Here is a 24,513-nt window from a genome sequence, read left to right on the forward strand (position 1 = left end):
CGCCCGGGCCCGGCTCGCCGCCCTCGCGGCTCCCGCCCCGCCCGCGACCGAGCCGTTGCACCCGCGTCCGGTGGGCCGCGGCGCGCTGCGGGTCCGGGGCCTCACGGCGGGGTGGGGCGCCGAGCCGGCCCTGCGGGGCCTCGCCCTCGACCTCCCCGCCGGGTGGCGGCTCGGCGTGACCGGCGCGTCGGGGTCGGGCAAGTCGACGCTCGCCGCGGTGCTGCTGCGCCTGCTCGACCCCCGCGCCGGGACGGTCACCCTCGGCGGGGTCGACGCCGCCGAGGTCCCCGGCGACGCCTGGCGCCGCGCGGTCGCGCTGGTCGGCGAGCACGACCACGTCTTCGCCACGACCCTGCGCGAGAACCTGCACCCAGCCGCGCCGGACGCCACCGACGCCGAGCTCGTCGCGGCGCTGCAGCGGGTCCGTCTCGGCGACTGGCTCGCCGGGCTGCCCGACGGCCTCGACACCTGGCTGGAGGCCGGCCGGGTCTCCGGCGGCGAGCGGCGCCGCCTCGCCGCGGCCCGCGCGCTGCTCGCGGACCCCGCCGTGCTCGTGCTCGACGAGCCCACCGAGGGTCTCGACCCGGCCACCGCCCGGGAGCTCGTCGCCGACCTGCTCGACGCCGTCGGCGGCCGCACGGTGGTCCTGCTCGCCCACCGCGGCGAGGGGCTCGACCTCGTCGACGAGGTCCGCCACCTCGACGGCGGCGTCCTGCGCTCCTACGCGAAGTCGCCCGCCGCGTGACGCACGCGCGAGAGCAGGGCGGTGAGGGCCTCGGTCTCGGCGTCGTCGAGGCCGACCAGCCCGAAGTCGATCGCCGTCACCGACGCCGTGGCCGCCGCGCACAGCTCGCGGCCGGCGTCGGTGATCTCCACGAGGGTCGTGCGCCCGTCGGTCGGGTGCGGCCGGCGGGCCACCAGCCCCGAGCCCTGCAACCGGTCGACGATGTTGGTGATCGACGTGGGGTGCAGCTGCAGCCGCTCGCCCATGATCCGCATCGGCAGCGCACCGGCGCGCGAGAACCGCAGCAGCACCAGGGCCTCGTACCGGGCGAACGTCAGCCCGTGCGCGCGCAGCGCCCCGTCGACGGCCTGCTGGAGGATCTGCTGGACGCGCATGACGCTGGTGACGGCGGCCATCGCGCGCGGCTCGCCGATCCGCTCACCCCAGATCGACGCGGCCCGCGCGATCGGGTCGAACGGCAGCGGGGCGGACGCGGTCATGGCGAGGCGAACGTAGCAGTGGAGCCGAACCCGGCAGTGGATCCGTGGCAGGCTGGCGGCGTGATCGTGGCGTTCAGCGTGTCCCCGTCCGGCGTCGGGCCCGACGGCGCGGCGGGCGAGGACGGCTCGGTGTCCGAGGCCGTCGCGGCGGCGGTGCGGGTGGTGCGCGAGTCCGGTCTGCCCCACGAGACGTCGTCGATGTTCACCTCGGTCGAGGGCGAGTGGGACGAGGTCATGGACGTCGTGCGCCGCGCGACCGAGGCCGCGGGACGCTACGGCTCGCGCGTCTCGCTCGTGCTCAAGGCCGACATCCGCCCGGGGCACACGGGCCAGATGCAGGCCAAGGTCGCGCGGGTCGAGGAGCGGTTGCGCCACTAGGTCCGGCGTCACGCCCGAGTGGCAGACTGATGACCGTGGCACGTCCTGATTCCCGCCAGGCGGCACAGGCCGCAGCTCTGTCCTCCGCGATGGCCGGGGCCGTCGACCTGTCCGGTCTCAAGGCCCGCGCCGAGCAACGCTCCGCCGGCGCCGCCCCGCAGCAGCGACCGGCGGCCCCGGCCGACGGCGCCGGTCCGCCCCCCGCCGGTGGGGCCGCGCCCGCCACGGTCATCGACGTCACCGAGGCGTCGTTCCAGGACGACGTCATCGAGCGCTCGATGCAGGTGCCGGTGGTCGTCGACCTGTGGGCCGAGTGGTGCCAGCCGTGCAAGCAGCTCTCCCCGGTGCTGGAGAAGCTCGCCGGCGAGGGCGGCGGCGCGTGGATCCTCGCGAAGATCGACGTGGACGCGAACCCGCGCATCGCGCAGGCGTTCCAGGTGCAGTCGATCCCGATGGTCGTCGTCGTGGCCGGCGGCCAGCCGGTGACGTCCTTCCAGGGCGTGCAGCCCGAGCCCCAGCTGCGGCAGTGGATCGGCCAGCTGCTCGACGCGCTGCGCGACCAGATGCCCGGCATCGCCGAGGCCGAGGCGCGGGCCGGCGCGGCCGGCGAGGCCGCCCCGGTCGAGGAGCCCGAGGACCCTCGCCTCGTCGCCGCCGAGGAGGCGCTCGACCGGGGCGACTACGCCGCGGCCGTCGGGATCTACGAGCAGATCCTCGCGAGCGAGCCGAACCACCCCGAGGCGGCCGCCGCGCTGACCCAGGTGCGGTTCCTGCAGCGCGCCGAGTCCGCCGACCCGTCGGCGATCGGCCGCGCGGACGCCGCGCCCGACGACGTCGACGCCCAGATCGCGGCCGCCGACGCCCAGGTCGCCGCGCAGGACGTCACCGGGGCGTTCGACCGTCTCGTGCAGACCGTGGCCCGCACCTCCGGCGACGACCGCGACCGCGCCCGGACCCACCTCGTCGGGCTGTTCGAGCTCTTCGGCACCGACGACGAGCGCGTCACCACCGCCCGCCGCGCCCTGGCCCGCGCGCTCTACTGAGCGAGCGAACGGGGAGTTCGCGCGCCTAGAAGCAGCGAGATACCCGTTCGCTGCAGCCCGTGGGGCTCAGACGCCGCGGAGGCAGGCGTCGGGGCCGCCGTCGACGCCGGCGCGGAAGACGCGGATGCGCTCGTAGCCGGTGCCCGCGGCGGGGACGCCGTCGGTGCCGCGCGAGGCGGTGTCCTCCTTGAGGAGCTGCGTGACGGCCTCGTCGAGGTCGCCGGGAGAGAGACCGAAGCCGCTGGTGCCGGTGCCGACCGCGGCGCTGTAGGCGCCCGCGAGGCACAGCGCGCCCCGGCCGCCGGCGGCACCCTCGGTCGGCTTGCCCAGCCCGGCGAGCGCGGCCGTGCCGAAGCGGGACGCGAGGAGCGTGCCGGTGGCGTAGTCGCCGATGCGGGCGTGGTCGGTGGCGAGCGGGCCCGCCTCGTCGATCTTGATCGAGGACGGCCCTCCGGATCCGGCCGCGCACCACGCGACCGGCCCCTGCACCTCGCCGGAGCCGCCGTCGCAGGTAGCCGCCCCGTTGTCCGTGGCGGGCGTCGTCCACTGCCCGCCGCGCTGGCGCACGACGCCGCCGAACCAGCGGTCGAGGTCGGGCAGCATCGCGTCGATCAGCGGCTGGAGCCCGAGGTTGCCGCCGGAGCTCTCGTCCTCGGCGGAGCGGAACGACTGCTGGGTGAACACCCGGTCGCGGCCCATGGCCGCACACGTCTGCGGCTCGCCGTCGAAGCCGTCCTGGAACGACGTCACGCGGTCGAACGCGTTGCCGTGCGCGTCGGCGTTGCGCGGCGAGGTGCCCACGGGGTCGCGGAAGCCGATCAGGGCGCCCATGGCGCCGTCGATGCCCGCGGAGCCGGTGCGCAGGTCGGGCAGCGAGCCGTCGCGCACGCGGCGCAGGAACACGCCGGCGTAGCAGTCGGCCTGCGCCTCGAGCAGGATCGTGGGCGCCGTGGCCAGCGCGCCCGTGCGGTCGAGCCGGCCCTGCACGCTGTGCCCGAACTCGTGGGACAGCACGACGATCACCGCGGCGTCGCCGAAGTCGCGCCGCAGCTGGGGCAGCAGCCCCGAGCGGTCCCAGGCGATGACGTCGCCGTCCGGGCAGTAGAACGCCGTGCCCTCGACCTGCCGCGGGTTCGCCAGGCACGGCACGCCGGACGCGCCGGGTGCCGCGGTGCGCCCCGACGGGTCGACCGAGTAGTAGCCGCGCAGCGGCGGGAACGCCTGCCCGCCCGACAGCGCCGGGAACGTCTGGCCCCAGTAGCCCTCGAGGTCGCGCAGCACGGCCGCGGCCAGGCGGTCCTCGTCGCTGCCGTTGGTGCCCTGGATGAACGACGGGTCGATGCCGGCCGTGACCTCCGGCCCGGCGACGGCCCGCCCGTCGACCGCGAAGGCACACCCCGAGGTGCACAGCACCGCCACGACGGCACACAGCACCACCACTGCCCGCCCGAGCGATCCCCGCACGGGCGACATCATGCCGGGGCGTCGCGGTGCGTGGGCGCGGAACCCACCAGGACCCGCCCGTTCATTCGCCCGGGACGTCCGGCGCCAGCCACAGCACGCCCGACGCGGGCAGCGTGACCTCGGCGGACGCCGGCCGGCCGTGCCACGGGCGCGACGTCGCGATGACCGCGCCGTAGTTGCCGACCCCGCGTCCGCCGTAGACGTCGGCGTCGGTGTTGATCACCTCGCGCCAGCGCCCGGTGCTCGGCAGCCCGACGCGGTAGTTCGGGTGGTCGACGCCGGAGAAGTTGACCAGGCAGGCCACCGGGTTGCCGTCGCGGTCGTGGCGCAGGAACGACAGGACGTTGCCGCCGGCGTCGTTGGCGTCGATCCAGGAGAAGCCCGCGGGGTCGACGTCGAGCTCCCACATCGGGCGCAGCGCGCGGTAGGCGGCGTTGAGGTCGCCGACCAGCCGGCGCAGCCCGCCGTGGCGCGGGTCGTCGAGCAGCTCCCAGTCCAGCGAGCGCTCCTCGGACCACTCGCGGACCTGGCCGAACTCGCCGCCCATGAACACGAGCTGCTTGCCCGGGTGCGCCCACATGTAGCCGAACAGCGCCCGCACGCCCGCGGCCTTGCGGTCGTCGTCGCCGGGCTGGCGCGTCCACAGCGAGCCCTTGCCGTGCACCACCTCGTCGTGCGACAGCGGCAGCACGTAGTTCTCGCTGTACGCGTACGTCATCGAGAAGGTCATCTGGTTGTGGTGGTAGCCCCGGTACATCGGGTCGCGCCCGACGTAGTCGAGCGTGTCGTGCATCCACCCCATGTTCCACTTGAACCCGAACCCGAGGCCGCCCAGGTGCGTCGGGCGCGTGACGCCCGGCCAGGCCGTCGACTCCTCGGCGATCGTCACCGCGCTCGGGTGGTGCTTGTAGACGGTGGCGTTGACCTCCTGGAGGAACGACACCGCCTCGAGGTTCTCCCGCCCGCCGTAGCGGTTCGGCGTCCACTCGTCGCGCGAGTAGTCCAGGTAGAGCATCGAGGCGACCGCGTCGACGCGCAGGCCGTCGACGTGGAACTGGTCGAGCCAGTAGAGCGCGTTGGCGACGAGGAAGTTGCGGACCTGCGAGCGCCCGAAGTCGAACACGAGCGTGCCCCAGTCGAGCTGCTCGCCGCGGCGCGGGTCGCCGTGCTCGTAGCAGGGCGTGCCGTCGAAGTGCGCGAGCGCCCACTCGTCCTTGGGGAAGTGCGCGGGCACCCAGTCGACGATCACGCCGATGCCCGCGCGGTGCAGGCGGTCGACGAAGTACCGGAAGTCGTCCGGGGTGCCGAACCGCGAGGTCGGCGCGTAGTACGAGCTGACCTGGTAGCCCCACGACCCGCCGAACGGGTGCTCGGCGACCGGCAGCAGCTCGACGTGGGTGAAGCCGGTCTCGGTCAGGTAGTCGGCCAGCTCGTCGGCGAGCTCGCGGTAGCCGAGGCCCTGTCGCCACGAGCCCAGGTGCAGCTCGTAGACGCTCATCGGCTCGGCGTGCGGCGCGGACGCGTCCCGGCGCGCCATCCACTCCTGGTCGGTCCACTCGTGGGTCGACGTCGTGACCACCGAGGCCGGCGCTGGCGGCAGGTCCGCGGCGAAGGCCATCGGGTCGGCCTTGTCCAGCCAGTGCCCGTCCGGCGAGAGGATCCGGAAGCCGTAGCGGGTGCCGTCGCCCAGGCCCGGCACGAACAGCTCCCAGACCCCGGAGCCCAGCGCGCGCATCGGCGTCGCCGTGCCGTCCCAGCCGTCCCAGTCGCCGCACACGCGCACCCCGCGGGCGTGCGGCGCCCACACGGCGAACGACGTGCCCTCGACCGGGCCGGACGGGGTGGGCCAGCGGCGGAAGTGGGCGCCGAGGGCGTCCCAGAGACGCTCGTGGCGCCCCTCGCCGATGAGGTGCAGGTCGACCGGCCCGAGCACCGGCGAGAAGCGGTAGGGGTCGTCGCTGATCGTCTCGACGGTCTCGCCCGTGCCCGGGTCGGTGCGCCGCGTCGCCAGGCGGTAGCGCGGCAGCGGGCCGGGCACGCCGGCGGCGAACACCCCGGCCGGGTGGACCTCGGCGAGCGGGTAGCGGCCCGCGGTCGGGCCCTCGTCGACGACGACGTCGACCTCGTCGGCGCCGGGCCGCAGGGCCCGCACCACCACCGTCCCGGGTGACGACGGGTCGCGGTGCGGCCCGAGCACCCCGTGGGGGTCGCGGTGCGAGCCCTCCATCAGCAGGTGCACGTCGAGGTCGGACGGCGCGACGGAGACGCTCCGGTGCGCGGGGACGGCGGGCACGCTACGAGCTCCTCGAGATCAGGGGTGTCGGGGGACGACCACCGGGCGGACTACCCGCGGCGATCCGGTGTCACGCCGGCTCAGCGCCGGGCCGCGCCCGTGTCGGTCAGCAGGCGGCGCATCGAGCGCAGCGGGATCGAGACCCAGCCCGGCCGGTTGCGCGTCTCGTACAGCACCTCGTACACCGCCTTGTCGAGCTCGTAGGCCCGCAGCAGCGCCGGGTTCTCGCGCGGGTCGGTGCCGGTGACCTCGGCGTAGCCGTCGCAGAACGACGACCGGTTGCGCTCGGCCCACTCCTGCGCGCGGCGCTCCAGCTGCGGGTCCGGGCCGTCGACCGACTGCTCCCAGTCGAGCAGCTGGTGGAACGCCGCGTAGTCGAACGAGCGCAGCATCGCCGCGACGTCGCGCATGGGGGAGTCGGGCCGCACGCGGTCGGCCAGCGACTTCGACGGCTCGCCCTCGAAGTCGATGACGAGCCAGCCCGTGGGCGTGCGCAGCTCCTGCCCCAGGTGCAGGTCACCGTGGATGCGCTGCACGGTCGAGGGGCCCGCCGTCGACACCCCGCGGTACACGGCCGCGATCGCGTCGTGCTGCTCGGCGACGCCCTCGACGACACCGCTCGCGCGCTCCAGGCGCTCGAGCATCCACTCCTCGACCTCGGCGGCGCCCGCGGCGTCGAGCGGCCGCGTGCCGAGCGCGGCGGCCAACTCGATGTGCACGGCGCCGACGGTCTTGCCGATGCGGTGCGCCTCGCCGGCGAAGTCGCCGCCGACCTCGTCGGGACGCAGGTCGGCCTCGGCGAGCAGGTCGCGCACGCTCGTCAGCGCCATCGACCACCCGTCGGCGGAGTTCGCGGCGTAGGTCTGCAGCATCGCGACCGTCATCGGCTCGCCGTCCAGCTCGCCCTCGATCGCGCCCAGCAGCGGGGCGACCTCGTGACTGCCCTGCCGGCCGAGCGCCCGGTGCAGCTCGAGGTCCGGGTTGAGCCCGGCCGTGGCACGCCGGAAGAGCTTCATGATGGCGCGCTCGCCGTAGATCACCGAGCTGTTCGACTGCTCGCCGAGCAGCGGCCGACCGGGCCCGACGATCGGGGCCTCGGTGCCCGGCTCCGGGACGAAGCGCAGCGGGCCGCGCGTCTGGCCCTCGGTGATGAGCGCGAGGAACAGGCGGCTGATCCGACCGTCGGCCAGGCCGTCGTAGACCACGTCCTGCCCGCCCTGGTCGTTCGGACGCCGCCCGATCACCGCGTACTCGACGTCGCCGGGCGGGCTCGAGGCCACCCCCAGCACGAGCTGGTAGCGCTCCTCGGCGCTGCCGCCCGCGTCGGTGAAGGACACGGCGATGACGGCGTGCTCGACGCGCGGCAGCTCGTCGGGGAGGGAGACCGTCGCGTGCGCGACCGTGCGCAGGCCGGCGACCGTGCGCCCCTTGGCCGGGAACCAGCGCTGGCTCGGCAGCCAGGCCAGCAGGTCGTCGTGCAGGCCGGCGAGGGGGTCCGTGCCGTCGGCGGGGCTCGTGGCGGGCATCAGCGCTCCTCGGCCGGATGGATGGCGAACCAGTAGAAACCGTGACCCGGGAGGGTCAACAGGTAGGAGAGTTCCCCGATCGCCGGGAACGGGACACCGCCCGTGAGCTCGGTGGGCACCTGGTCCTTCCACGCGATGAGGTCCAGCTCCACCGGCTGGGGGAATCGCGACATGTTGTTCACGCACAGCACGACGTCGCGGTTGCCGTCGGCGTCGACGTGCTCGCGGACGTAGGCGAGCACGCTGGGGTTGGAGCCGCCGAGCTCGTGGAACGTGCCCAGCGCGAACGCCGGGTGTTGCTTGCGGATGTCGATCATCCGGCGGTTCCAGTGCAGCAGGCTCGCCGTGGAGTTCGACTGGGCCTCGACGTTGACGGCCTGGTAGCCGTACACCGGGTCCATGATGATCGGCAGGTTGAGCCGGCCCGGGTCGCAGGTCGAGAAGCCGGCGTTGCGGTCGGGTGTCCACTGCATCGGGCTGCGCACGCCGTCGCGGTCACCGAGCCAGATGTTGTCGCCCATCCCGATCTCGTCCCCGTAGTAGAGGACGGGGCTGCCGGGCAGGCTCAGCAGCAGGGCGGTGAACAGCTCGAGCTGGTTGCGGTCGTTGTCGAGCAGCGGGGCCAGCCGGCGGCGGATGCCGATGTTGGCCTTCATGCGCGGGTCCTTGGCGTACTCCGCGTACATGTAGTCGCGCTCGTCGTCGGTGACCATCTCGAGCGTCAGCTCGTCGTGGTTCCGCAGGAAGATCCCCCACTGCGCCTTCTCGGGGATCGCCGGCGTCTGCGCGAGGATCTCCGAGATCGGGAAGCGGGACTCGCGGCGGACGGCCATGAAGATGCGCGGCATCAGCGGGAAGTGGAACGCCATGTGGCACTCGTCGCCGCCGACCTCGGCGTCGCCGAAGTACTCCACGACGTCCGCGGGCCACTGGTTGGCCTCGGCGAGCAGGACGCGGCCGGGGTACTCGTCGTCGACGACCTTGCGCACCCGCCGCAGGAACGCGTGCGTCTCGGGGAGGTTCTCCCCGTTGGTGCCGTCGCGCTCGAACAGGTAGGGCACGGCGTCGAGGCGGAAGCCGTCGATGCCCAGGTCCAGCCAGAACCGCAGCGTGTCGATCATCGCCTCGCACACGGCGGGGTTGTCGAAGTTGAGGTCGGGCTGGTGGGCGAAGAAGCGGTGCCAGTAGAACTGCCCGCGCACCGAGTCGTAGGTCCAGTTCGACGACTCGGTGTCGACGAAGATGATCCGCGCCTCGGGCCAGCGCGTGTCGTCGTCGGACCACACGTAGAAGTCGCCGTAGGGCCCCTGCGGGTCGCGGCGCGACTCCTGGAACCAGAAGTGCTGGTCCGAGGTGTGGTTCATGACGAGGTCGGTGATCACGCGGATGCCCCGCGCGTGCGCCTGGTCGACGAGCTCGACGAAGTCCTCGACCGTGCCGAAGTCGCCGAGCACCTTGCGGTAGTCGCGGATGTCGTAGCCGCCGTCGCGCAGCGGGGAGTCGTAGAAGGGCGGCAGCCACAGGCAGTCGACGCCCAGCCAGGCCAGGTAGTCGAGCTTGTCGGTGAGCCCGCGCAGGTCACCGAAGCCGTCCCGGTTCGAGTCCGCGAACGCCCGGACCAGGACCTCGTAGAAGACGGCGCGCTTGTACCACCCGTCGTCGACCGGCAGCGTCCGCGCGCGGCGGAAGTCCGCGGCGCTCGGCGCGTCGTACGCCGCCTCGTCGTGCACGGGCCGCTCGTCCGCTGCCCCGTCCACGGCGGGCACGGCGGTGACTCCCTCGTTCATCACGCGTCACGCTAGTGGTCGGGGTCCGGATCGTGCCGCGTCGGGGCACGTCAGGGTGTGTCAGGACGCTCGTCGACGGTGCCGCCCTCGATCACCATGCCCCGCGACGGCGGCACCCGGCCGGGCCCGGCGTTCCACCGCGCGGCGTCCCACGGCGCCGGGCCGCCGGCACCGACGACCGTCACCACGGGCCCCCGCCGCGCGCTGCCGGCCCGCACCGCGCGGTCGGCGGCCCGGCGGGCGAGCGCCCGGCGCACCGGCGGCACGAGCAGGACCAGCGCCGCGAGCGTCGAGAGCAGGCCCGGCACCACCAGCAGAACGCCCGCCAGCGCGACGTACATGCCGTCGGCGACCTCGGCCTCCGCGGGCCGCCCGCGGCGGGCCGCCTCGACCAGCTCGGTCATCGACCGGCGGCCCTCCCGCTTGATCGCCCAGGCGCCGACGACCGCGGACAGCAGCAGCACGCCGAGCAGGCCCCAGAACCCGACCGCCTGACCGACCAGCACCAGGACGGTGATCTCGACGGCCAGGTAGACCGCCAGGGCGAGAAGGATGCGCACGATGACCTCCCGAGGTCTCTCACCGTGCCCAACGGACGGCGCGCCCGATTCGTGCCCTCAGCGGCGGACCACCGAGATGATGTGGCAGACGTCCCGCCACGGCTCGATGCGCACGTAGTTGGCCTCGCCCCACTCGAAGGTCTGGCCACTGACCTCGTCGAACGCGCCGAAGCGCTCGTGCCACTCCAGGCCCAGCGCGGGCATGTCGAGGTGCACGATGCCCTCCTCGACGCCGAACGGGTTGAGCGTCACGACGCACAGCACGGTGTCGCCGGTGAGCGGGTCGGTCTTCGAGTAGGCGAGCAGCGCCTCGTTGTCGGTGTCGTGGAAGCGCAGGGTCCGCAACTGGCGCAGCGCGGGGTGCGCGCGGCGCAGCTGGTTCAGCCGGGTGATCCAGGGCTCCAGGCTGCGGCCCTCGGCCAGCGCGCCGGCGAAGTCCCGCGGGCGCAGCTGGTACTTCTCCGAGTCGAGGTACTCCTCGCTGCCCGGGCGCACCGGCTCGTGCTCGAAGAGCTCGAAGCCCGAGTAGACGCCCCAGCTCGGCGACAGCGTGGCCGCCAGCGCCGCCCGGATCGCGAACATGCCCGGGCCGCCGGTCTGCAGCGACTCGTGGAGGATGTCCGGGGTGTTGACGAAGCAGTTCGGTCGGCACTCGTCGAGCCGGTCGCGGTGCAGCTCGAAGAACTCGCGCAGCTCGTCGCGCCCGGTCCGCCACGTGAAGTACGTGTAGGACTGGCTGAACCCGGCCTTCGCCAGCCCGAACAGCCGCGCCGGCCGCGTGAACGCCTCGGCGAGGAACACCACCCCCGGGTCGCGGCGGTGGACCTCGGCGATGAGCCAGTTCCAGAAGTTCGGCGGCTTGGTGTGCGGGTTGTCCACCCGGAACACGCGGACGCCGTGCTCCATCCAGTACAGGACGACCCGCAGGACCTCGGCGTAGATGCCCTCGGGGTCGGTGTCGAAGTTGACCGGGTAGATGTCCTGGTACTTCTTCGGCGGGTTCTCGGCGTAGGCGATCGTCCCGTCGGGGCGGATCGTGAACCACTCGGGGTGCTCCGCCGCCCACGGGTGGTCCGGGGCGCACTGCAGCGCGAGGTCCAGCGCCACCTCGAGGCCCACGTCGTGGGCGTGGGCGACGAACGCGTCGAAGTCCTCGATCGTGCCCAGCGCCGGGTCGATCGCGTCGTGACCGCCGTCGGCGGAGCCGATCGCCCACGGCGAGCCGACGTCGTCGGGACCCGGGGTCAGGGTGTTGTTCGGCCCCTTGCGGTTGACCCTGCCCACCGGGTGGATCGGCGGCAGGTAGGCGACGTCGAAGCCCATCGCCGCGGCCCGGTCGAGCTGCGCGGTCGCCGTGGCGAACGTGCCGTGCACGGGCTTGCCGTCCTCGTCCCAGCCGCCGGTGGAGCGGGGGAAGAACTCGTACCAGGCCCCGGTCAGGGCCAGCGAGCGCTCGACCTGCACGTGGTGCGTCGCGCCCTGCGTGACCAGCTCGCGGACCGGGTGCTCGGTCATCGTCCGGTGCACGGGCTCGGAGAGCGCGAGCCCGAGGCGCGCGGGGAGCTCTTTGCTCGTGTCGCGCAGCCCCTCCGCGGCGCGCGTCAGCGTGCGGGCCAGGTCGAGCACGGGCGGCATCGCGATCCCGCCGGTGCGCTCGGTGGCCGGCGCGTCGTCGGCGTGCCGCGGCGAGTCGCGCAGGCGCTGCTCGATGCCCTCGGCGGCCCGCTCGAGCAGGCGGGCACCGGACTCGAGGTCGTTGGCCAGCTCGGCGGCGCCCTGCCCGGCGTCGGCCTTGACCTCCACCGCGTGCCGCCACGTCGCCCACGGGTCGCTCCAGGCGTCGACCCGGAAGCTCCACAGGCCCTCGGCGTCCGGCACGACCTGGCCGGCGAACCGGTCGGTCAGCGGGCCGGTCGGGACCATGCGGGTGCTGCGGGGCGCCTCGTCGCCGCACGGAATCCTGGCGTCGCGCGCCTGGCCGTGGCTCGCGGCGCCGCAGCGCTGCCAGACCACCGTCGCGGCCACCGCGTCGTGGCCCTCGCGCCACACGGTCGCCTCGACCGGGACGACCTCGCCGACCACGGCCTTCGACGGGAACCGCCCGCCCGAGACCTCGGGGGTCACCTCGTCGATCCCGATCCGGCCCTCGGGCAGGTCACGGGGGTCGATGGCCCCGGCAGGGATCCCGGGGGCGGGGCTGGCCGTGCTCGCGGCCGGCGCCTCGTCGACGGGCGCCGGGTCGGTGGCGGTCGGGTCGGTCGCGGGGGCGTCCGCGGGCTCCTCGGCCGGGACGTCGGCGCCGGCCGGCTCGACCGTCACGGGGTCGGGGTCGGGCTCGGGGTCGGGTAGCGGGCCGACACCCAGCGGGTCGTCGTCGGCGATGACGCCCGGCGCCGGGGAGCCGGTGGCGGGCTCGCTGGTGGCCGGGTCGGTCGGCGCGGCGGCCGGGGTCACGGTCGTCGCGGCGGTGGCGTCAGGGGTCGCCGGGACGGTCGACCCGTGTCCCGGGGACACGGGTGCGGCGTCGCGGTCACCGGAGACGTCGCCGGAGAGGTCGGTGCGGTCGTCGGACCCGGCGTCGGTCGCGCGGGCGAGCACGCCCGCGGTGCCCAGGCCGGCCGCGCCCGCGGCCGTGGCGCGCCAGGACGCGCCGGGGTCGCTCTCCGGCGCCGGGCCGGCGGACACCGTCGTCGACGGCGGCTCGGGCTCGGGCTCCGACGACTCGGTGGCCGGGGCGAGCGGCGCGTAGGGCGTGCGCGGCGAGAACCAGGCGGCGGCGTCGCCCCGGGCGGCGGGCCCGGTGCCGGCGTCGACCTCGGCCTCGGGCTGCGGGGTCTCCGGGGTGTCCGGAACGGCCTCCGGGGCGGCCGCACGCCCGGACGGCAGGTCGGGGTCGCGGTCCGACGGCGAGCTCATGTCGCGTCCGCTACCCGGAACGGACGGAATCGATGCGGCGGCGTCCGCCGAGGTCGGCGAGGTGCCCGGGGCGGAGCGACCGGAGGGACGGCCGGTGGCGATCCCCCACGGCGGGGTGGCCGGGCGGCGCCACGGGGGCAGCGACGGCGCCGGCGGGCCGGCCCCGTCGGGTCCCGCACCGTCGAGGCCCGGCATGTCCGACCCGACGGCGCGGAAGCCGTGCGACGGGGTGAGGTCGACGGTGGCGGGCTCGTCGGGCGCGGGGAACGGGCCCGGGGTGGGGTGCCCGGCCGGGTCCGGCGCGGCGAACGGCCCCGAGGGGGCGACGTCGGTGACCGCCGGGAACGGGCCGGAGGCGGGTCCGGGGCGGCCCGGCACCGGGAAGCCGCCGGTGGTGGGGCCGTGCGGGCGGGCGTCGGGCGGCGGGGGCGGGCCGACCTCGACGTCGTGGGCCGGGCCCCAGCCGCGGCGGCGGCGCCACCACCCCGTCGACGGCGGGCCGGTGGTCACCTCGGCCGGCTCCTCGGCCCGCTGCTCGGTCCGCTCCTCGGCGCGGTCGGCGGGGGAGTCGTACCGCGGGTCGTACCGCGGGTCGTACCGCGGCGGGAAGCTCTCCCCGAACGCCGGCGCGCTGGCCCCGTCCGTCCCGACGATCTGCTGCTCACCGGTGTGGTCCGCCCCCTCGGGACGTCGTCCGGACCGCCACCATCTCCCCAGCGCGCTCACGCGGCGCAGCGTAGTCATCGAATCGATCCAGGAGGGGTGGGCACCGCGCGGCGCGTCGGGGGCCGCGCCGTAGGGTTCGCCCGCGTGAAGGCTCTGCGTCGCTTCTCCGTCCGCGCCCAGCTCCCGGCCGCCCTCGCGCCCCTCCAGGAGCTGGCCACGAACCTGCGCTGGACGTGGCACGGGCCCACCCAGGACCTGTTCGCCGGCGTCGACGAGGCGGCCTGGCGGGCGGTCGACGGGGACCCCGTCCGGCTGCTCGGCGAGGTGCGCCCGCAGCGGCTGGCCGAGCTCGCCGAGGACCCCGCGTTCGTCGACCGCGTGCGGGAGCGCGCCGAGGACCTCCGCCGCTACCTCGCCGAGCCCCGCTGGTACCAGACGCGCACCGGCGACGGCCCGAGCGCGGTCGGCTACTTCTCCATGGAGTTCGGCGTCAGCGAGGTGCTCCCGAACTACTCGGGCGGGCTCGGCATCCTCGCCGGCGACCACCTCAAGGCCGCCAGTGACCTCGGCGTGCCGCTGATCGCCGTCGGGCTGCTCTACCGCTCCGGCTACTTCCGCCAGTCGCTCTCGCTCGACGGCTGGCAGCAGGAGAACTACCCCGCGCTCGACCCGCAGGGGCTGCCGCTGCACCTGCTCCAGGACTCCGAGGGCACGCCGCTGCTCGTCGGCGTCGCGATGCCCGGCGGCCGCACGCTGCGGGCGCGCGTCTGGCAGGCGTCGGTCGGGCGGGTACCGCTGCTGCTCCTCGACGCCGACATCGAGGAGAACGACCCCGACCTGCGCCAGATCACCGACCGGCTCTACGGCGGCGACGCCGAGCACCGCATCCGCCAGGAGATCCTCGTCGGGATCGGCGGCGTGCGGGCCGTTCGCGCCTTCTGCGCGTTGACCGGCCACCCGGCGCCCGAGGTGTTCCACACCAACGAGGGCCACGCCGGCTTCCTCGGCCTCGAGCGCATCCGCGAGCTCGTCGCCGACGCCGGGCTCGACTTCGACCAGGCGCTCGCGACCGTCCGCGCCGGCACCGTCTTCACCACCCACACGCCGGTGCCCGCGGGCATCGACCGCTTCCCGATCGGGCTGGTCGAGCACTACTTCACCGCCGAGATGCTGCCGGGCATCGAGCCCGCCCGGGTGCTGACGCTGGGCCGCGAGCCCGCCGGCGACATGTTCAACATGGCGCACATGGGCCTGCGCCTCGCGCAGCGCAGCAACGGGGTCTCGCAGCTGCACGGCGAGGTCTCGCGCGGCATGTTCCAGCAGCTCTGGGGCGGGTTCGACGCGCCGGAGGTGCCGATCGGCTCGGTGACCAACGGCGTCCACGGCCCCACCTGGACCGCGCGCGAGATCGCCGGGCTGACCGCCGGGGCGTCCGCCGCGGGCAGCCCGGAGCTGTTCGGGGTATCCGACGCGCTGCTCTGGGAGATGCGCGGGACGCTGCGGCGCCGCCTCGTCGAGGAGGTCCGCCGGCGGGTGCGGGCGTCGTGGCTCCAGCGCGGCGCGTCGGAGCCCGAGCTGGCGTGGACCGAGCGCGTCTTCGACCCCGACGTGCTCACGATCGGCTTCGCGCGCCGCGTCCCGACCTACAAGCGGCTGACGCTGATGCTGCGCGACCCCGAGCGGCTCAAGGCGATCCTGCTCGACCCGGACCGGCCGGTGCAGCTGGTGATCGCCGGCAAGTCGCACCCCGCCGACGAGGCCGGCAAGCGGCTGATCCAGCAGATGGTCCGCTTCGCCGACGACCCCGCCGTGCGGCACCGCATCGCGTTCCTGCCCGACTACGACATGTCGATGGCGCGCTACCTCTACTGGGGCTGCGACGTCTGGCTCAACAACCCGCTGCGTCCGCTGGAGGCGTGCGGCACGTCGGGGATGAAGTCGGCCCTCAACGGAGGGCTGAACCTCTCGGTGCGCGACGGCTGGTGGGACGAGCTCTACGACGGCCGCAACGGCTGGGCGATCCCGACCGCCGACGGCGTCGACGACCCCGACCGCCGCGACGACATCGAGGCCAACGCGCTCTACGAGCTGCTCGGGTCGACGGTCTCACCGTTGTTCTACGACCGCGGCGCCGACGGCGTGCCGGACCGCTGGACCGCGCTCGTGCGGCACACGCTCGCGACGCTGTCGCCGAAGGTGCAGGCGACGCGGATGGTCACCGACTACGTCGAGCAGTGGTACGTCCCGGCGGCCCGGTCGGCGGCGCGCGTCGTGGCCGACGCCTTCGCCGGTGCCAAGGAGCTCGCCACCTACCGCGCCCGTCTCGACGCGGCGTGGGACTCGGTGTCGGTGGCCGAGGTCGATGCCTCCGGCGGCGCCGACACCCCGGTGCTCGGCGCCCCCATGACCGTGCGGGCCGAGGTCGCCCTCGGGGGCCTCTCCCCGGACGAGGTGCTGGTCCAGGCGGTGGTCGGACGCGCGGACGACGCCGACGAGCTGTCGGGCGCGACCGTCGAGGCCATGACCCCGATCGGCCCGGGCCCCGAGGGCTCGCACCGCTTCGAGGCCGTCGTCGCCCTGCCCCACGCCGGGGTCCTGGGCTACACGGTGCGGGTCCTGCCGCGCCACGACCTCCTCGCCGCCCCGGCGGAGCTGGGACGCGTCGTCCTGCCGGCCTAGTGCATCCTCGGTGACGGATCCCGCGCTCAGCGCGGAGTTCGTCACCGAGGTCGTCGACGGCGAGGGAGCCGTCCGGCCCGTCGCTGCGTCGAACCCGGGTGTGAGCACCTCAGAGCAACGCAGCAGGTTCCGCCGCCAGGTGCGCCGCCAGGCCGGCGTCGTCTCCCTCGCGCAGGCCCGAGCGGCCGGCCTCAGCGACGACGCCGTCGGGCGTCGGGTGGCGTCCCGTGCCTGGTGGTCGGCAGGGCCGCGTGTCTACCGGGTCGGCGAGCACGACGACACCCCGACGTCGCGGACCTGGGCGGCGATGCTGTCCCTCGGCGACGATGCCGTGCTCGTCGGGCGGTCCGCGGCGTGGTGGTGGGGCTTCCTCGACGTCGCGCCGGCACAGGTGGAGGTGGCCGTCGGCCGGGACCACCAGCCACGGCCACGCCCCGGCGTGCGCGTCCTCCGTGCCGAGGTGGCACCCGCCGATCGCACCAGCCTGAACGGCCTGCGCATCACGACCCGGGCGGTCACCGTGCTCGACGCAGCGGTGTGCCTGGGTCTCGAGGACGGCTCGCGGCTCGTGGACCGGGCCCTGTTGCGGAGACGGGTGGACCTGGCGGCCCTGCACGCGGCCCACGAGCGCCGGCCGGGTCGTCACGGGGCCGTCCGGGCGCAGCGGTTGCTGGCGCTCGCCGACGGCGGTGCCCGCTCGGAGGCCGAGCGACGGACCCACCGGCTCCTGCGCGGCGCGGGGATCACGGGCTGGGGCGCGAACGCCGAGATCGTGCTGCCCGGGTTCGGGCCGGTCCTCGGGGACCTCGTCTTCGCCGCCGAGAAGGTGGTCGTGGAGATCGACGGGTGGGCGTACCACCGGGACCTGCGCGCGTTCCTGCGCGACGGACCACGCCAGTCCGCGCTCGCGGCCGCCGGGTGGGTCGTCCTGCGCACCCACTGGTACGAGCTGCACGAGGACCCGGACGCGTTCCTCGGAGCGCTGCGCCGGACCCTGGCGGGCCGCCGGCTTCGGTGACGGAACCCGCGCTCAGCGCGGGGTTCGCCACCGAGCTCAGCCGCGGGGGGTCGCGCGGAGGACCAGCGCCGTGTGGCCCGGGACGGTCAGCGTCCCGCCGGCCGGGAGCGGGTCGGTCGACGGCGGGGCGCCGCTGGGCGTGCCCGGGTCGAGCACCGGGGCCCAGGCGGCGTCGCCGAAGGCGTCGGGCAGCAGCACGTCGACCGCCGCGTCGCCGGCGTGCAGCACCAGCAGCAGCGCCGGTTCGCCGTCGATGCGCACCACGAGCGTCCGGCCGTGGGCGTGGAAGTCGGGCTCGGTGAGCTCGCGGCCGTCGGGGTGCAGCCAGGCGACGTCGGGGGCGGCGCCGTCGGGGTCGGTGTCGGCGCGGCCGTAGAAGAAGTCGGTGCGCCGCAGCGCCGGGGTCGCGCGGCGCAGGGCCAGCGCGCGGGCGACGAAGTCGACGAGGTCGGGGTGGGCCCACGAGCGCCAGGAGGTCTCGTCGTCGAGGGAGTAGACGTTGTTGTTGCCGTGCTGGGTGTGCCCCAGCTCGTCGCCGCCGAGCAGCATCGGGGTGCCCGCCGAGAGCAGCAGCGTCGTGAGGAGGTTGCGGGCCTGGCGGGCGCGCAGCGTGAGGATCGCCGGGTCGGACGTGGGGCCCTCGACGCCGTGGTTGGCCGAGCGGTTGTCGTCCGTGCCGTCGCGGCCCTCCTCCCCGTTGGCCTCGTTGTGCTTGCGCTCGTAGGCGACGAGGTCGGCGAGGGTGAAGCCGTCGTGCGCGGTGACGAAGTTGACCGACGCCGCCGGGGTGCGGGCCGGCCAGTAGAGGTCCGACGACCCGGCGACGCGCGTGACGATGGCCGAGAGCGGACCGTGGCCGCGCCAGAAGTCGCGGACGTCGTCCCGGAAGCGCCCGTTCCACTCGGCCCAGGCCGGCGGGAAGCCGCCGACCCGGTAGCCCTCGCCGGTGGCGTCCCACGGCTCGGCGATGAGCTTGACCCGCGAGAGCACCGGGTCGGACGCGATGTCGGCGAGCAGCTGCGCCGCCGGGTCGAACCCGCCGCCGCGGGGGCGCCCGAGGGTCGACGCGAGGTCGAAGCGGAAGCCGTCGACGCCCATCGTCGTCACCCAGTGGCGCAGCGAGTCCAGGGTCAGCGCGCGCACGAGCGGCGAGGCCGGGTCGAGGGTGTTGCCGCACCCGGTGAGGTCGACGTCGCGGCCGTGGGCGTCGAGGGCGTACCAGCCGGCGGCGTCGAGACCCCGCCAGGACAGCGACGGCCCGTCGGCGCCGCCCTCGCAGGTGTGGTTGAACACGACGTCGAGCACGACCTCGAGCCCCGCGCCGTGCAGCGTCGCGACCATCGCGCGGAACTCCTCGACCTCGCGGCCGGGTGTCGCGGCGTAGCGCGGCTGGGGGGCGAGGTACGCCAGCGTGGAGTAGCCCCAGTGGTTGCGGCGACCTCGGGCGAGCAGCGACGGCTCGTCGGCGTGCGCGAACACCGGGAGCAGCTCGACGGTGGTCACGCCGAGCCGGGCGAGGTGCTCGACGACGGCCGGGTGCGCGAGCCCGGCGTAGGTGCCGCGCAGGTGCTCGGGGACGTCGGGGTGGAGCATCGTGAGATCCCGCACATGGGTCTCGTAGACGACGGTGTCCGCCCACGGCACCGACGGCCGCGGGCCGGCGGCGTCGTCCAGGGGGGCCGTGGCGAGGCCGTGGGGGACCACGGGGGCCGAGTCGACGTCGCTGCGCCGCTCGCCGAACGGGTCGGAGCCCGCGTACGCGCGGGCCTCGGCGAGCGCGGTGACGCTGCCGGTGACACGACGGGCCCACGGGTCGACGAGGAGCTTGGCGGGGTTGGTCCGCACGCCCCGGCTGGGGTCCCAGGGCCCGTGCACGCGCAGGCCGTAGGCCGTGCCCGGGGCGATCCCGCCGACCTCGCCGCGCCACCAGCCGTCACTCCCGCCGGCGAGCTCGACGCGGCGCTCGCCACCCTCGGCGGGCAGGCACAGCTCCACCGCCTCGGCGCTCGGGGTCGCCGGCACGCACGCGCGCAGCACGTCGCCGTCGAGGTGGGTGCCGCGGGCGTCGGGGAGGTCGGGGAGGGTGCTCGCCATCGTGGGGGGATCGTGCCCGATCGCCCCCGGGCCCGTCGCCCGTCGCGGGGGCCGATCCGTCAGGATGGCGGTCGTGACGTACCGGGACCCGCAGGCCGGAGCCGGACCGCAGGCGTCCGGCGTGACCGAGGGCACGATCGAGCGGGCGGCGGACCCGGACACCGTGGTCCGGATGGACCGCGTCGGGGTGCGGCGCAGCGGCACCGAGCTGCTGGCCGACCTGGACTGGACCGTCGAGCTCGACGAGCGCTGGGTGGTCCTCGGCCCCAACGGCGCCGGCAAGACGACGCTGCTGCGCCTCGCGGCCGCCGAGATGCACCCGACCACCGGCACCGTGGAGCTGCTCGGCGAGCGGCTCGGCCGCGTCGACGTGTTCGACCTGCGCCCGCGCATCGGCCTGGCCAGCGCGAACCTGGCCGGGCGGGTGCCGTCGGACGAGCCGGTGCTCGACGTCGTGCGCAGCGCGGGCTACGGCGTGCTCGGCACCTGGCGGGAGCGCTACGAGGACGAGGACGACCGCCGCGCGCTCGGGCTCATCGAGATCATGGGCGTGTCGGCGCTGGCGCGGCGCGCCTACGGGACGCTCTCGACCGGCGAGCGCCAGCGCGTGCTGCTCGCGCGGGCCCTGATGACCGACCCCGAGCTGCTGCTGCTCGACGAGCCCGCCGCCGGGCTGGACCTGGGGGCCCGCGAGGACCTCGTCGAGCTGCTCAGCGAGCTCGCCGCCGACCCGGACGGCCCCGCGACGGTGATGGTGACCCACCACGTCGAGGAGATCCCACCCAACTGCAGCCACGTGATGCTCATGCGCGACGGCCGGGTGGTCGCCCAGGGGCTGCTCGACGACGTCATGACCTCGGAGAACCTCTCCGCGACGTTCGGGCAGCCGCTCGAGCTCTCCAGCCGGCGGCGGCGCTTCACCGCGGTCCGGCGATAGTGTCCGGCCGACCCAGGAACCGATCGAGGAGGCTCGTCGAGTGACGGAGTTCGTGCGGCTCGAGGTGGACGGCGGGGTGGGCACGATCCGCCTGGACCGCCCCCCGATGAACGCGGTGAACCGCCAGGTCAACCTCGAGATCGCGGAGGTGGCCGCGGAGGCGACCAGCCGCGCCGACGTCCGGGCCGTCGTGGTCTACGGCGGCGAGAAGACGCTGGCCGCGGGCGCGGACGTCAAGGAGATGGCCGAGCTCTCGTACGCCGAGATGGCCGAGCGCACCCACGAGCTGTCGCGCGGGTTCGGCGCCGTCTCGGAGATCCCCAAGCCGGTCGTCGCCGCGATCACCGGCTACGCCCTGGGCGGCGGCTTCGAGATCGCGCTGTCGTGCGACCGGCGCATCGCCGGCGACAACGCGACCGTCGGCCAGCCGGAGATCCTGCTCGGGATCATCCCCGGCGGCGGCGGGACGCAGCGGCTCGCGCGCCTGGTCGGCCCGGCGAAGGCGAAGGACATCATCTTCAGCGGCCGCTTCGTCAAGGCGAAGGAGGCCCTCGAGCTGGGCCTCGTGGACGAGGTCGTGCCCGCCGACGAGGTCTACACCCGGGCCCACGCCTGGGCCGCGCAGTTCGCGAACGGCCCGACGCGCGCCCTGGCGGCCGCGAAGCAGGCCATCGACCGCGGCCTGGACATGGACCTGCGCGACGGCCTGACGTTCGAGTCCGAGGTGTTCGCGGCGCTGTTCGGCACCGAGGACCAGACGATCGGCATGCGGTCGTTCGTCGAGAACGGGCCGGGCAAGGCCCAGTTCCTCGGCCGATGAGTCCCACGCAGGCCGAGGTCGACGCGGCGCGGGACGACCCCAAGCTCGCCAACGTCCTCTACCACGACTGGGAGTCGGACACCTACGACGAGAAGTGGTCGATCTCGTTCGACGAGCGCTGCACGACGTTCGCGGTGGACCGCTTCCGGGCGGTGTCACCCGATCCCGGCCCGTACGAGCACGCGCTCGAGCTCGGCTGCGGCACCGGGTTCTTCCTGCTCAACCTCATGCAGGGCGGCGTCGCGCGGCGCGGGACGGTCACCGACCTCTCGCCGGGCATGGTCGCGGTCGCGACGCGCAACGCGGCGGGACTCGGCCTCGACGTCGAGGGCCGGGTGGCCGACGCGGAGACGATCCCGGTGCCCGACGCGTCGGTCGACCTCGTCGTGGGCCACGCGGTGCTGCACCACATCCCCGACCTCGACACGGCGTTCCGCGAGATCCTGCGGGTGCTGCGGCCCGGTGGGCGGTTCGTGTTCGCCGGCGAGCCGACGCGGATCGGCGACCTCTACGCCCGCAAGCTGGGGCAGGCGACGTGGTGGGCGACGACGCGGTTCGCGCCGGCGTCGTGGCTGCGCCCGCCGGCCGAGCTCGACGAGTCGTCGCGGGCCGCGGCGCTGGAGTCGGTGGTCGACCAGCACGTCTTCGACCCCGACCGTCTCGAGCGCTTCGCCCACGCCGCGGGCGCCGTCGACGTCCGCGTCGTCACCGAGGAGCTCACCGCCGCGGTGTTCGGGTGGCCGGTGCGGACGTTCGAGGCCGCCGTGCCGCCGGAGCGCCTCGGCATGGGGTGGGCGATGTTCGCCTACCGCACCTGGCAGCGCCTGTCGCGGCTGGACGCGCGCCTGTCGCGGGTGGTGCCGCGCTCGCTGTTCTACAACGCGCTGGTCACGGGCGTGCGGCCGCCGGACCCGGTGGCGCTCTCGAGCTGACCTTGACGTACCGCTTCACGCTCGACGACGTCGCGTACCTGGCGTCCGACGCCGGGCGCGACGCCGTCGCGGGGGCGGCACCGCTGCTCGCCGGCGACCGGCTCAAGGCCGTCTCGATGTTGCGGACGCGGCTCGGCGACCGGGCCGCGCCGGTGCTGGAGACGGCGCTGCTGCAGGAGCGGGCACGGGGGCGGGTGCCCGACGGGTGGCTGCTGACCGCCGACGCCGCGGAGCAGGCCACCGCCGCGCCGGTCGCCCGCCACCGCGCCGCGCGGCTGGCCGGGCGCGACGTGCACGACGTGACGTGCTCGATCGGCGCCGAGCTCGACGCGCTGCGGCACACGGCGTCGCGGCTCGTGGGCTCCGACCTCGACCCGGTGCGCCTGGCCATGGCGCGGGTCAACGTGCCCGGCGTGCCGCTGGTGCGCGCCGACGCCCTCGCGCCGGTCACCCGCGGCACGGTGCTCGTCGCCGACCCGGCCCGCCGCACCGCCGCCGGCCGCCGCACCTGGCGTCCCGCCGACTTCACCCCACCCCTCGACGAGCTGGCCCTGGTGTCTCAGCGTGGCGTCCACGCTGACGTCCGACGTCAGGAAATCCACCACGATCTCGTCGTGTCGACGGCGCCCGGGCTCGACCCGGCGCTGGCGCCCTGGGCGGGGGAGATCGAGATCGTCAGCCTCGACGGGCGCGTGCGGGAGGCCGCTTTGTGGTCGCCCGGCCTGGCGACGGCACGGCGCCGGGCGACGGTGCTCGCCACCCGCGGTGGCGGGTTCGACCTCACCGACGACGAGGACGACGACTGCCCGGTCGCGCCGGTGGGGGAGTGGATCGTCGACCCCGACGGCGCGGTCGTCCGGGCGGGCCTCGTGCGCCACTACGGCGCGCGGCACGGGCTGTGGCGCCTCGACGAGCACCTCGCGTACCTCTCCGGCGACGCCCGGCCGCCGGGGGTCCGGGCGTTCCGGGTGCTCGAGCACGGCCGCTACACCGAGAAGACGCTGCGCCGGACGCTGGCTGCCCGCGACGTCGGGCGCGTGGAGATCCTCGTCCGCGGCCTCGACGTCGACCCGAACGCGCTGCGGCCGCGGCTCAAGCTCGCGGGCGCCGAGGAGGCCACCGTCGTCCTCGCCCGCCTCGCGACCGGCCCGGAGGCCTACGTGTGCGAGGCGGTCACCGACCGGGTATCCGCGACCTCCGACCCGAGTTCGAGGAGGCAGTGAGCTCCATGGATGCCGAGAAGGCGCGCCGTGTGCTGACCGAGGAGCGTGACCGCCTGCGCGAGATGGGCTCCTGGTCGCGGGAGCACCAGCCGGAGGTGTCCGTGCAGCAGGAGGGCGCGCTCGGCCAGCACCCCGGGGACTACGGCTCCGAGGTCGAGGAGACGATGGAGCGCGAGGGGCTCGCCGACGAGAGCGAGCGCCAGGCGGCCGAGATCGACGCGGCGCTGCAGAGGATCGAGGACGGCACCTGGGGCCGCTGCCGGGTGTGCGGCCGGGAGATCGACGACGAGCGTCTCGAGGCCCGCGCCCAGGCCGACACCTGTCGGGAGCACGCCGACAGCTGACCGACGCACCGCGGCCCGGTACCGAGCGGATCGGTGCCGGGCCGCGGTGTGCCGGGTGTCAGAGCCGGTTCTCGGGGACCCCGCTCGCGGGGTCGACGTCGTCGCCGCGCAGGCGCACGTCGGGTCCGTCGACCGGCTCGCCGGGGTCGTCGAGGTCGACGAGCTCGTCCTCGGTGATGTCGTGCATCGCCGCCTCCTCCGCGGACGCCGCGCCCCCCGAGATGCCCTCGTCGATCGCGGCCAGCGACCGTCCGGGCACCTGGTCGGGGTCGGGCTCGGCCGCCGCGAGGCGCCCGCTGCGGCCCTGGCCGGCCTCGGACCCGATCTCGCCCTCGGAGAGCTCGGGGCCGGGCGCGGTGGCCGCGCCGCCGGTGTCGTCGGGGATCTCGCGGGCCAGGCGGTCGTCGATCGTCTCGCGCTCGCGCTGGCCCTCGGGCGTGGTGTCGGGATCGTCGAGGCCGAAGGGCCGGTTCGGGGCGACGACGCCCGCGTCGAGGCCGTCGGTGCCGGGCCGGCCGTCGAGCGTCTCGCCGGACTCCAGCTGCACGCTCGCACCCAGGTCGGGCTCCTCGGGGATCTCGTCGCTCTGCTCGGGCTCGGTCATGCGGC

The 24,513-nt window shown here is 75.1% G+C and carries 19 protein-coding genes; 10 read left to right on the plus strand and 9 right to left on the minus strand.

Annotation, left to right across the window (positions count from 1 at the left end):
• A partial coding sequence (locus ABD994_RS21235; RefSeq protein ID WP_345419728.1) for an ATP-binding cassette domain-containing protein occupies positions 1-745 on the plus strand: 745 nt, incomplete at its 5' end.
• Here ABD994_RS21235 and ABD994_RS21240 read toward each other — a convergent pair.
• Entirely contained in the window at positions 721-1,224 is a 504-nt protein-coding gene (locus ABD994_RS21240) for a MarR family winged helix-turn-helix transcriptional regulator (RefSeq protein ID WP_345419731.1), read from the minus strand. The genes ABD994_RS21235 and ABD994_RS21240 overlap by 25 nt on opposite strands.
• A 60-nt stretch (positions 1,225-1,284) precedes the next feature.
• Here ABD994_RS21240 and ABD994_RS21245 point away from each other — a divergent pair, with 60 nt between their 5' ends.
• Positions 1,285-1,602 (plus strand): thiamine-binding protein, encoded by a 318-nt coding sequence (locus ABD994_RS21245; protein WP_345419734.1) that lies wholly within the window; start codon positions 1,285-1,287, stop codon positions 1,600-1,602.
• 29 nt (positions 1,603-1,631) lie between these two features.
• Complete coding sequence (locus ABD994_RS21250; protein ID WP_345419737.1) at positions 1,632-2,645, plus strand: tetratricopeptide repeat protein; 1,014 nt, start codon at positions 1,632-1,634, stop codon at positions 2,643-2,645.
• A gap of 66 nt (positions 2,646-2,711) precedes the next feature.
• Here ABD994_RS21250 and ABD994_RS21255 read toward each other — a convergent pair whose 3' ends face one another.
• The 6 genes from ABD994_RS21255 to ABD994_RS21280 all read right to left on the minus strand — a co-directional run bounded on the left by ABD994_RS21255 (position 2,712) and on the right by ABD994_RS21280 (position 12,429).
• Complete coding sequence (locus tag ABD994_RS21255; protein ID WP_345419740.1) at positions 2,712-4,109, minus strand: neutral zinc metallopeptidase; 1,398 nt, start codon at positions 4,107-4,109, stop codon at positions 2,712-2,714.
• A gap of 61 nt (positions 4,110-4,170) precedes the next feature.
• Positions 4,171-6,402 carry a 1,4-alpha-glucan branching protein GlgB gene (gene glgB / locus ABD994_RS21260; protein ID WP_425550095.1) on the minus strand — a complete coding sequence of 744 codons (2,232 nt, stop codon included), beginning with the start codon at positions 6,400-6,402 and terminating at the stop codon, positions 4,171-4,173.
• A gap of 80 nt (positions 6,403-6,482) precedes the next feature.
• Entirely contained in the window at positions 6,483-7,928 is a 1,446-nt protein-coding gene (locus tag ABD994_RS21265; RefSeq protein ID WP_345419743.1) for a maltokinase N-terminal cap-like domain-containing protein, read from the minus strand.
• Positions 7,928-9,715 carry a maltose alpha-D-glucosyltransferase gene (treS, locus tag ABD994_RS21270; RefSeq protein WP_345419746.1) on the minus strand — a complete coding sequence of 596 codons (1,788 nt, stop codon included), beginning with the start codon at positions 9,713-9,715 and terminating at the stop codon, positions 7,928-7,930. Before treS ends, ABD994_RS21265 begins: the two co-directional genes overlap by 1 nt.
• Before the next feature lie 50 nt (positions 9,716-9,765).
• Positions 9,766-10,275, minus strand: a complete 510-nt coding sequence (locus tag ABD994_RS21275) for an FxsA family protein (protein WP_345419749.1) — start codon at positions 10,273-10,275, stop codon at positions 9,766-9,768.
• A gap of 57 nt (positions 10,276-10,332) precedes the next feature.
• Entirely contained in the window at positions 10,333-12,429 is a 2,097-nt protein-coding gene (locus ABD994_RS21280; protein ID WP_345419828.1) for an alpha-1,4-glucan--maltose-1-phosphate maltosyltransferase, read from the minus strand.
• A gap of 1,572 nt (positions 12,430-14,001) precedes the next feature.
• Here ABD994_RS21280 and glgP point away from each other — a divergent pair.
• Together glgP and ABD994_RS21290 are read left to right on the plus strand one after the other, a co-directional pair.
• Positions 14,002-16,536 (plus strand): alpha-glucan family phosphorylase, encoded by a 2,535-nt coding sequence (gene glgP / locus ABD994_RS21285; protein ID WP_345419751.1) that lies wholly within the window; start codon positions 14,002-14,004, stop codon positions 16,534-16,536.
• Between the two features lie 10 nt (positions 16,537-16,546).
• The gene (locus tag ABD994_RS21290; RefSeq protein ID WP_345419754.1) at positions 16,547-17,554 is read left to right on the plus strand and encodes a DUF559 domain-containing protein; all 1,008 of its coding nucleotides are present in this window, start codon (positions 16,547-16,549) and stop codon (positions 17,552-17,554) included.
• A 36-nt stretch (positions 17,555-17,590) separates the two neighbouring features.
• On the opposite strand, the gene glgX is transcribed toward ABD994_RS21290, so the two are convergent.
• Positions 17,591-19,648: a glycogen debranching protein GlgX gene (glgX, locus tag ABD994_RS21295; protein ID WP_345419757.1), complete on the minus strand. Its 2,058-nt coding sequence runs from the start codon at positions 19,646-19,648 to the stop codon at positions 17,591-17,593.
• Between the two features lie 172 nt (positions 19,649-19,820).
• Here glgX and ABD994_RS21300 point away from each other — a divergent pair, with 172 nt between their 5' ends.
• The 5 genes from ABD994_RS21300 to ABD994_RS21320 are packed head-to-tail and all read left to right on the plus strand — an operon-like array spanning position 19,821 to position 23,904.
• The gene (locus tag ABD994_RS21300; RefSeq protein ID WP_345419831.1) at positions 19,821-20,585 is read left to right on the plus strand and encodes an ABC transporter ATP-binding protein; all 765 of its coding nucleotides are present in this window, start codon (positions 19,821-19,823) and stop codon (positions 20,583-20,585) included.
• Positions 20,586-20,625: 40 nt separating this feature from the next.
• Positions 20,626-21,405, plus strand: a complete 780-nt coding sequence (locus tag ABD994_RS21305; protein WP_345419760.1) for an enoyl-CoA hydratase/isomerase family protein — start codon at positions 20,626-20,628, stop codon at positions 21,403-21,405.
• Positions 21,402-22,337: a class I SAM-dependent methyltransferase gene (locus ABD994_RS21310; RefSeq protein ID WP_345419763.1), complete on the plus strand. Its 936-nt coding sequence runs from the start codon at positions 21,402-21,404 to the stop codon at positions 22,335-22,337. The genes ABD994_RS21305 and ABD994_RS21310 overlap by 4 nt, the downstream gene beginning before the upstream one ends.
• Positions 22,338-22,339: 2 nt before the next feature.
• Positions 22,340-23,560, plus strand: a complete 1,221-nt coding sequence (locus ABD994_RS21315; protein ID WP_345419766.1) for a THUMP-like domain-containing protein — start codon at positions 22,340-22,342, stop codon at positions 23,558-23,560.
• The gene (locus ABD994_RS21320) at positions 23,557-23,904 is read left to right on the plus strand and encodes a TraR/DksA family transcriptional regulator (RefSeq protein WP_425550096.1); all 348 of its coding nucleotides are present in this window, start codon (positions 23,557-23,559) and stop codon (positions 23,902-23,904) included. The genes ABD994_RS21315 and ABD994_RS21320 overlap by 4 nt, the downstream gene beginning before the upstream one ends.
• 58 nt (positions 23,905-23,962) lie before the next feature.
• Here the strand turns inward: ABD994_RS21320 and ABD994_RS21325 are convergent, their stop codons facing one another.
• Entirely contained in the window at positions 23,963-24,508 is a 546-nt protein-coding gene (locus ABD994_RS21325; RefSeq protein ID WP_345419769.1) for a DUF5709 domain-containing protein, read from the minus strand.
• Positions 24,509-24,513 lie beyond the last annotated feature (5 nt).

The organism is Actinomycetospora chlora, from assembly GCF_039542135.1.
In the GTDB taxonomy this organism is placed as follows: domain Bacteria; phylum Actinomycetota; class Actinomycetes; order Mycobacteriales; family Pseudonocardiaceae; genus Actinomycetospora; species Actinomycetospora chlora.

What these genes read in the sequence shown, in the direction of transcription:
- ABD994_RS21310 (WP_345419763.1), top strand. Translation starts at nt 21,402, where the DNA reads ATGAGTCCCACGCAGGCCGAGGTCGACGCGGCGCGGGACGACCCCAAG.
- ABD994_RS21240 (WP_345419731.1), bottom strand. Translation starts at nt 1,224, where the DNA reads ATGACCGCGTCCGCCCCGCTGCCGTTCGACCCGATCGCGCGGGCCGCG.
- glgX (WP_345419757.1), bottom strand. Translation starts at nt 19,648, where the DNA reads ATGGCGAGCACCCTCCCCGACCTCCCCGACGCCCGCGGCACCCACCTC.
- ABD994_RS21300 (WP_345419831.1), top strand. Translation starts at nt 19,821, where the DNA reads ATGGACCGCGTCGGGGTGCGGCGCAGCGGCACCGAGCTGCTGGCCGAC.
- ABD994_RS21325 (WP_345419769.1), bottom strand. Translation starts at nt 24,508, where the DNA reads ATGACCGAGCCCGAGCAGAGCGACGAGATCCCCGAGGAGCCCGACCTG.
- ABD994_RS21250 (WP_345419737.1), top strand. Translation starts at nt 1,632, where the DNA reads ATGACCGTGGCACGTCCTGATTCCCGCCAGGCGGCACAGGCCGCAGCT.
- ABD994_RS21265 (WP_345419743.1), bottom strand. Translation starts at nt 7,928, where the DNA reads ATGCCCGCCACGAGCCCCGCCGACGGCACGGACCCCCTCGCCGGCCTG.
- treS (WP_345419746.1), bottom strand. Translation starts at nt 9,715, where the DNA reads ATGAACGAGGGAGTCACCGCCGTGCCCGCCGTGGACGGGGCAGCGGAC.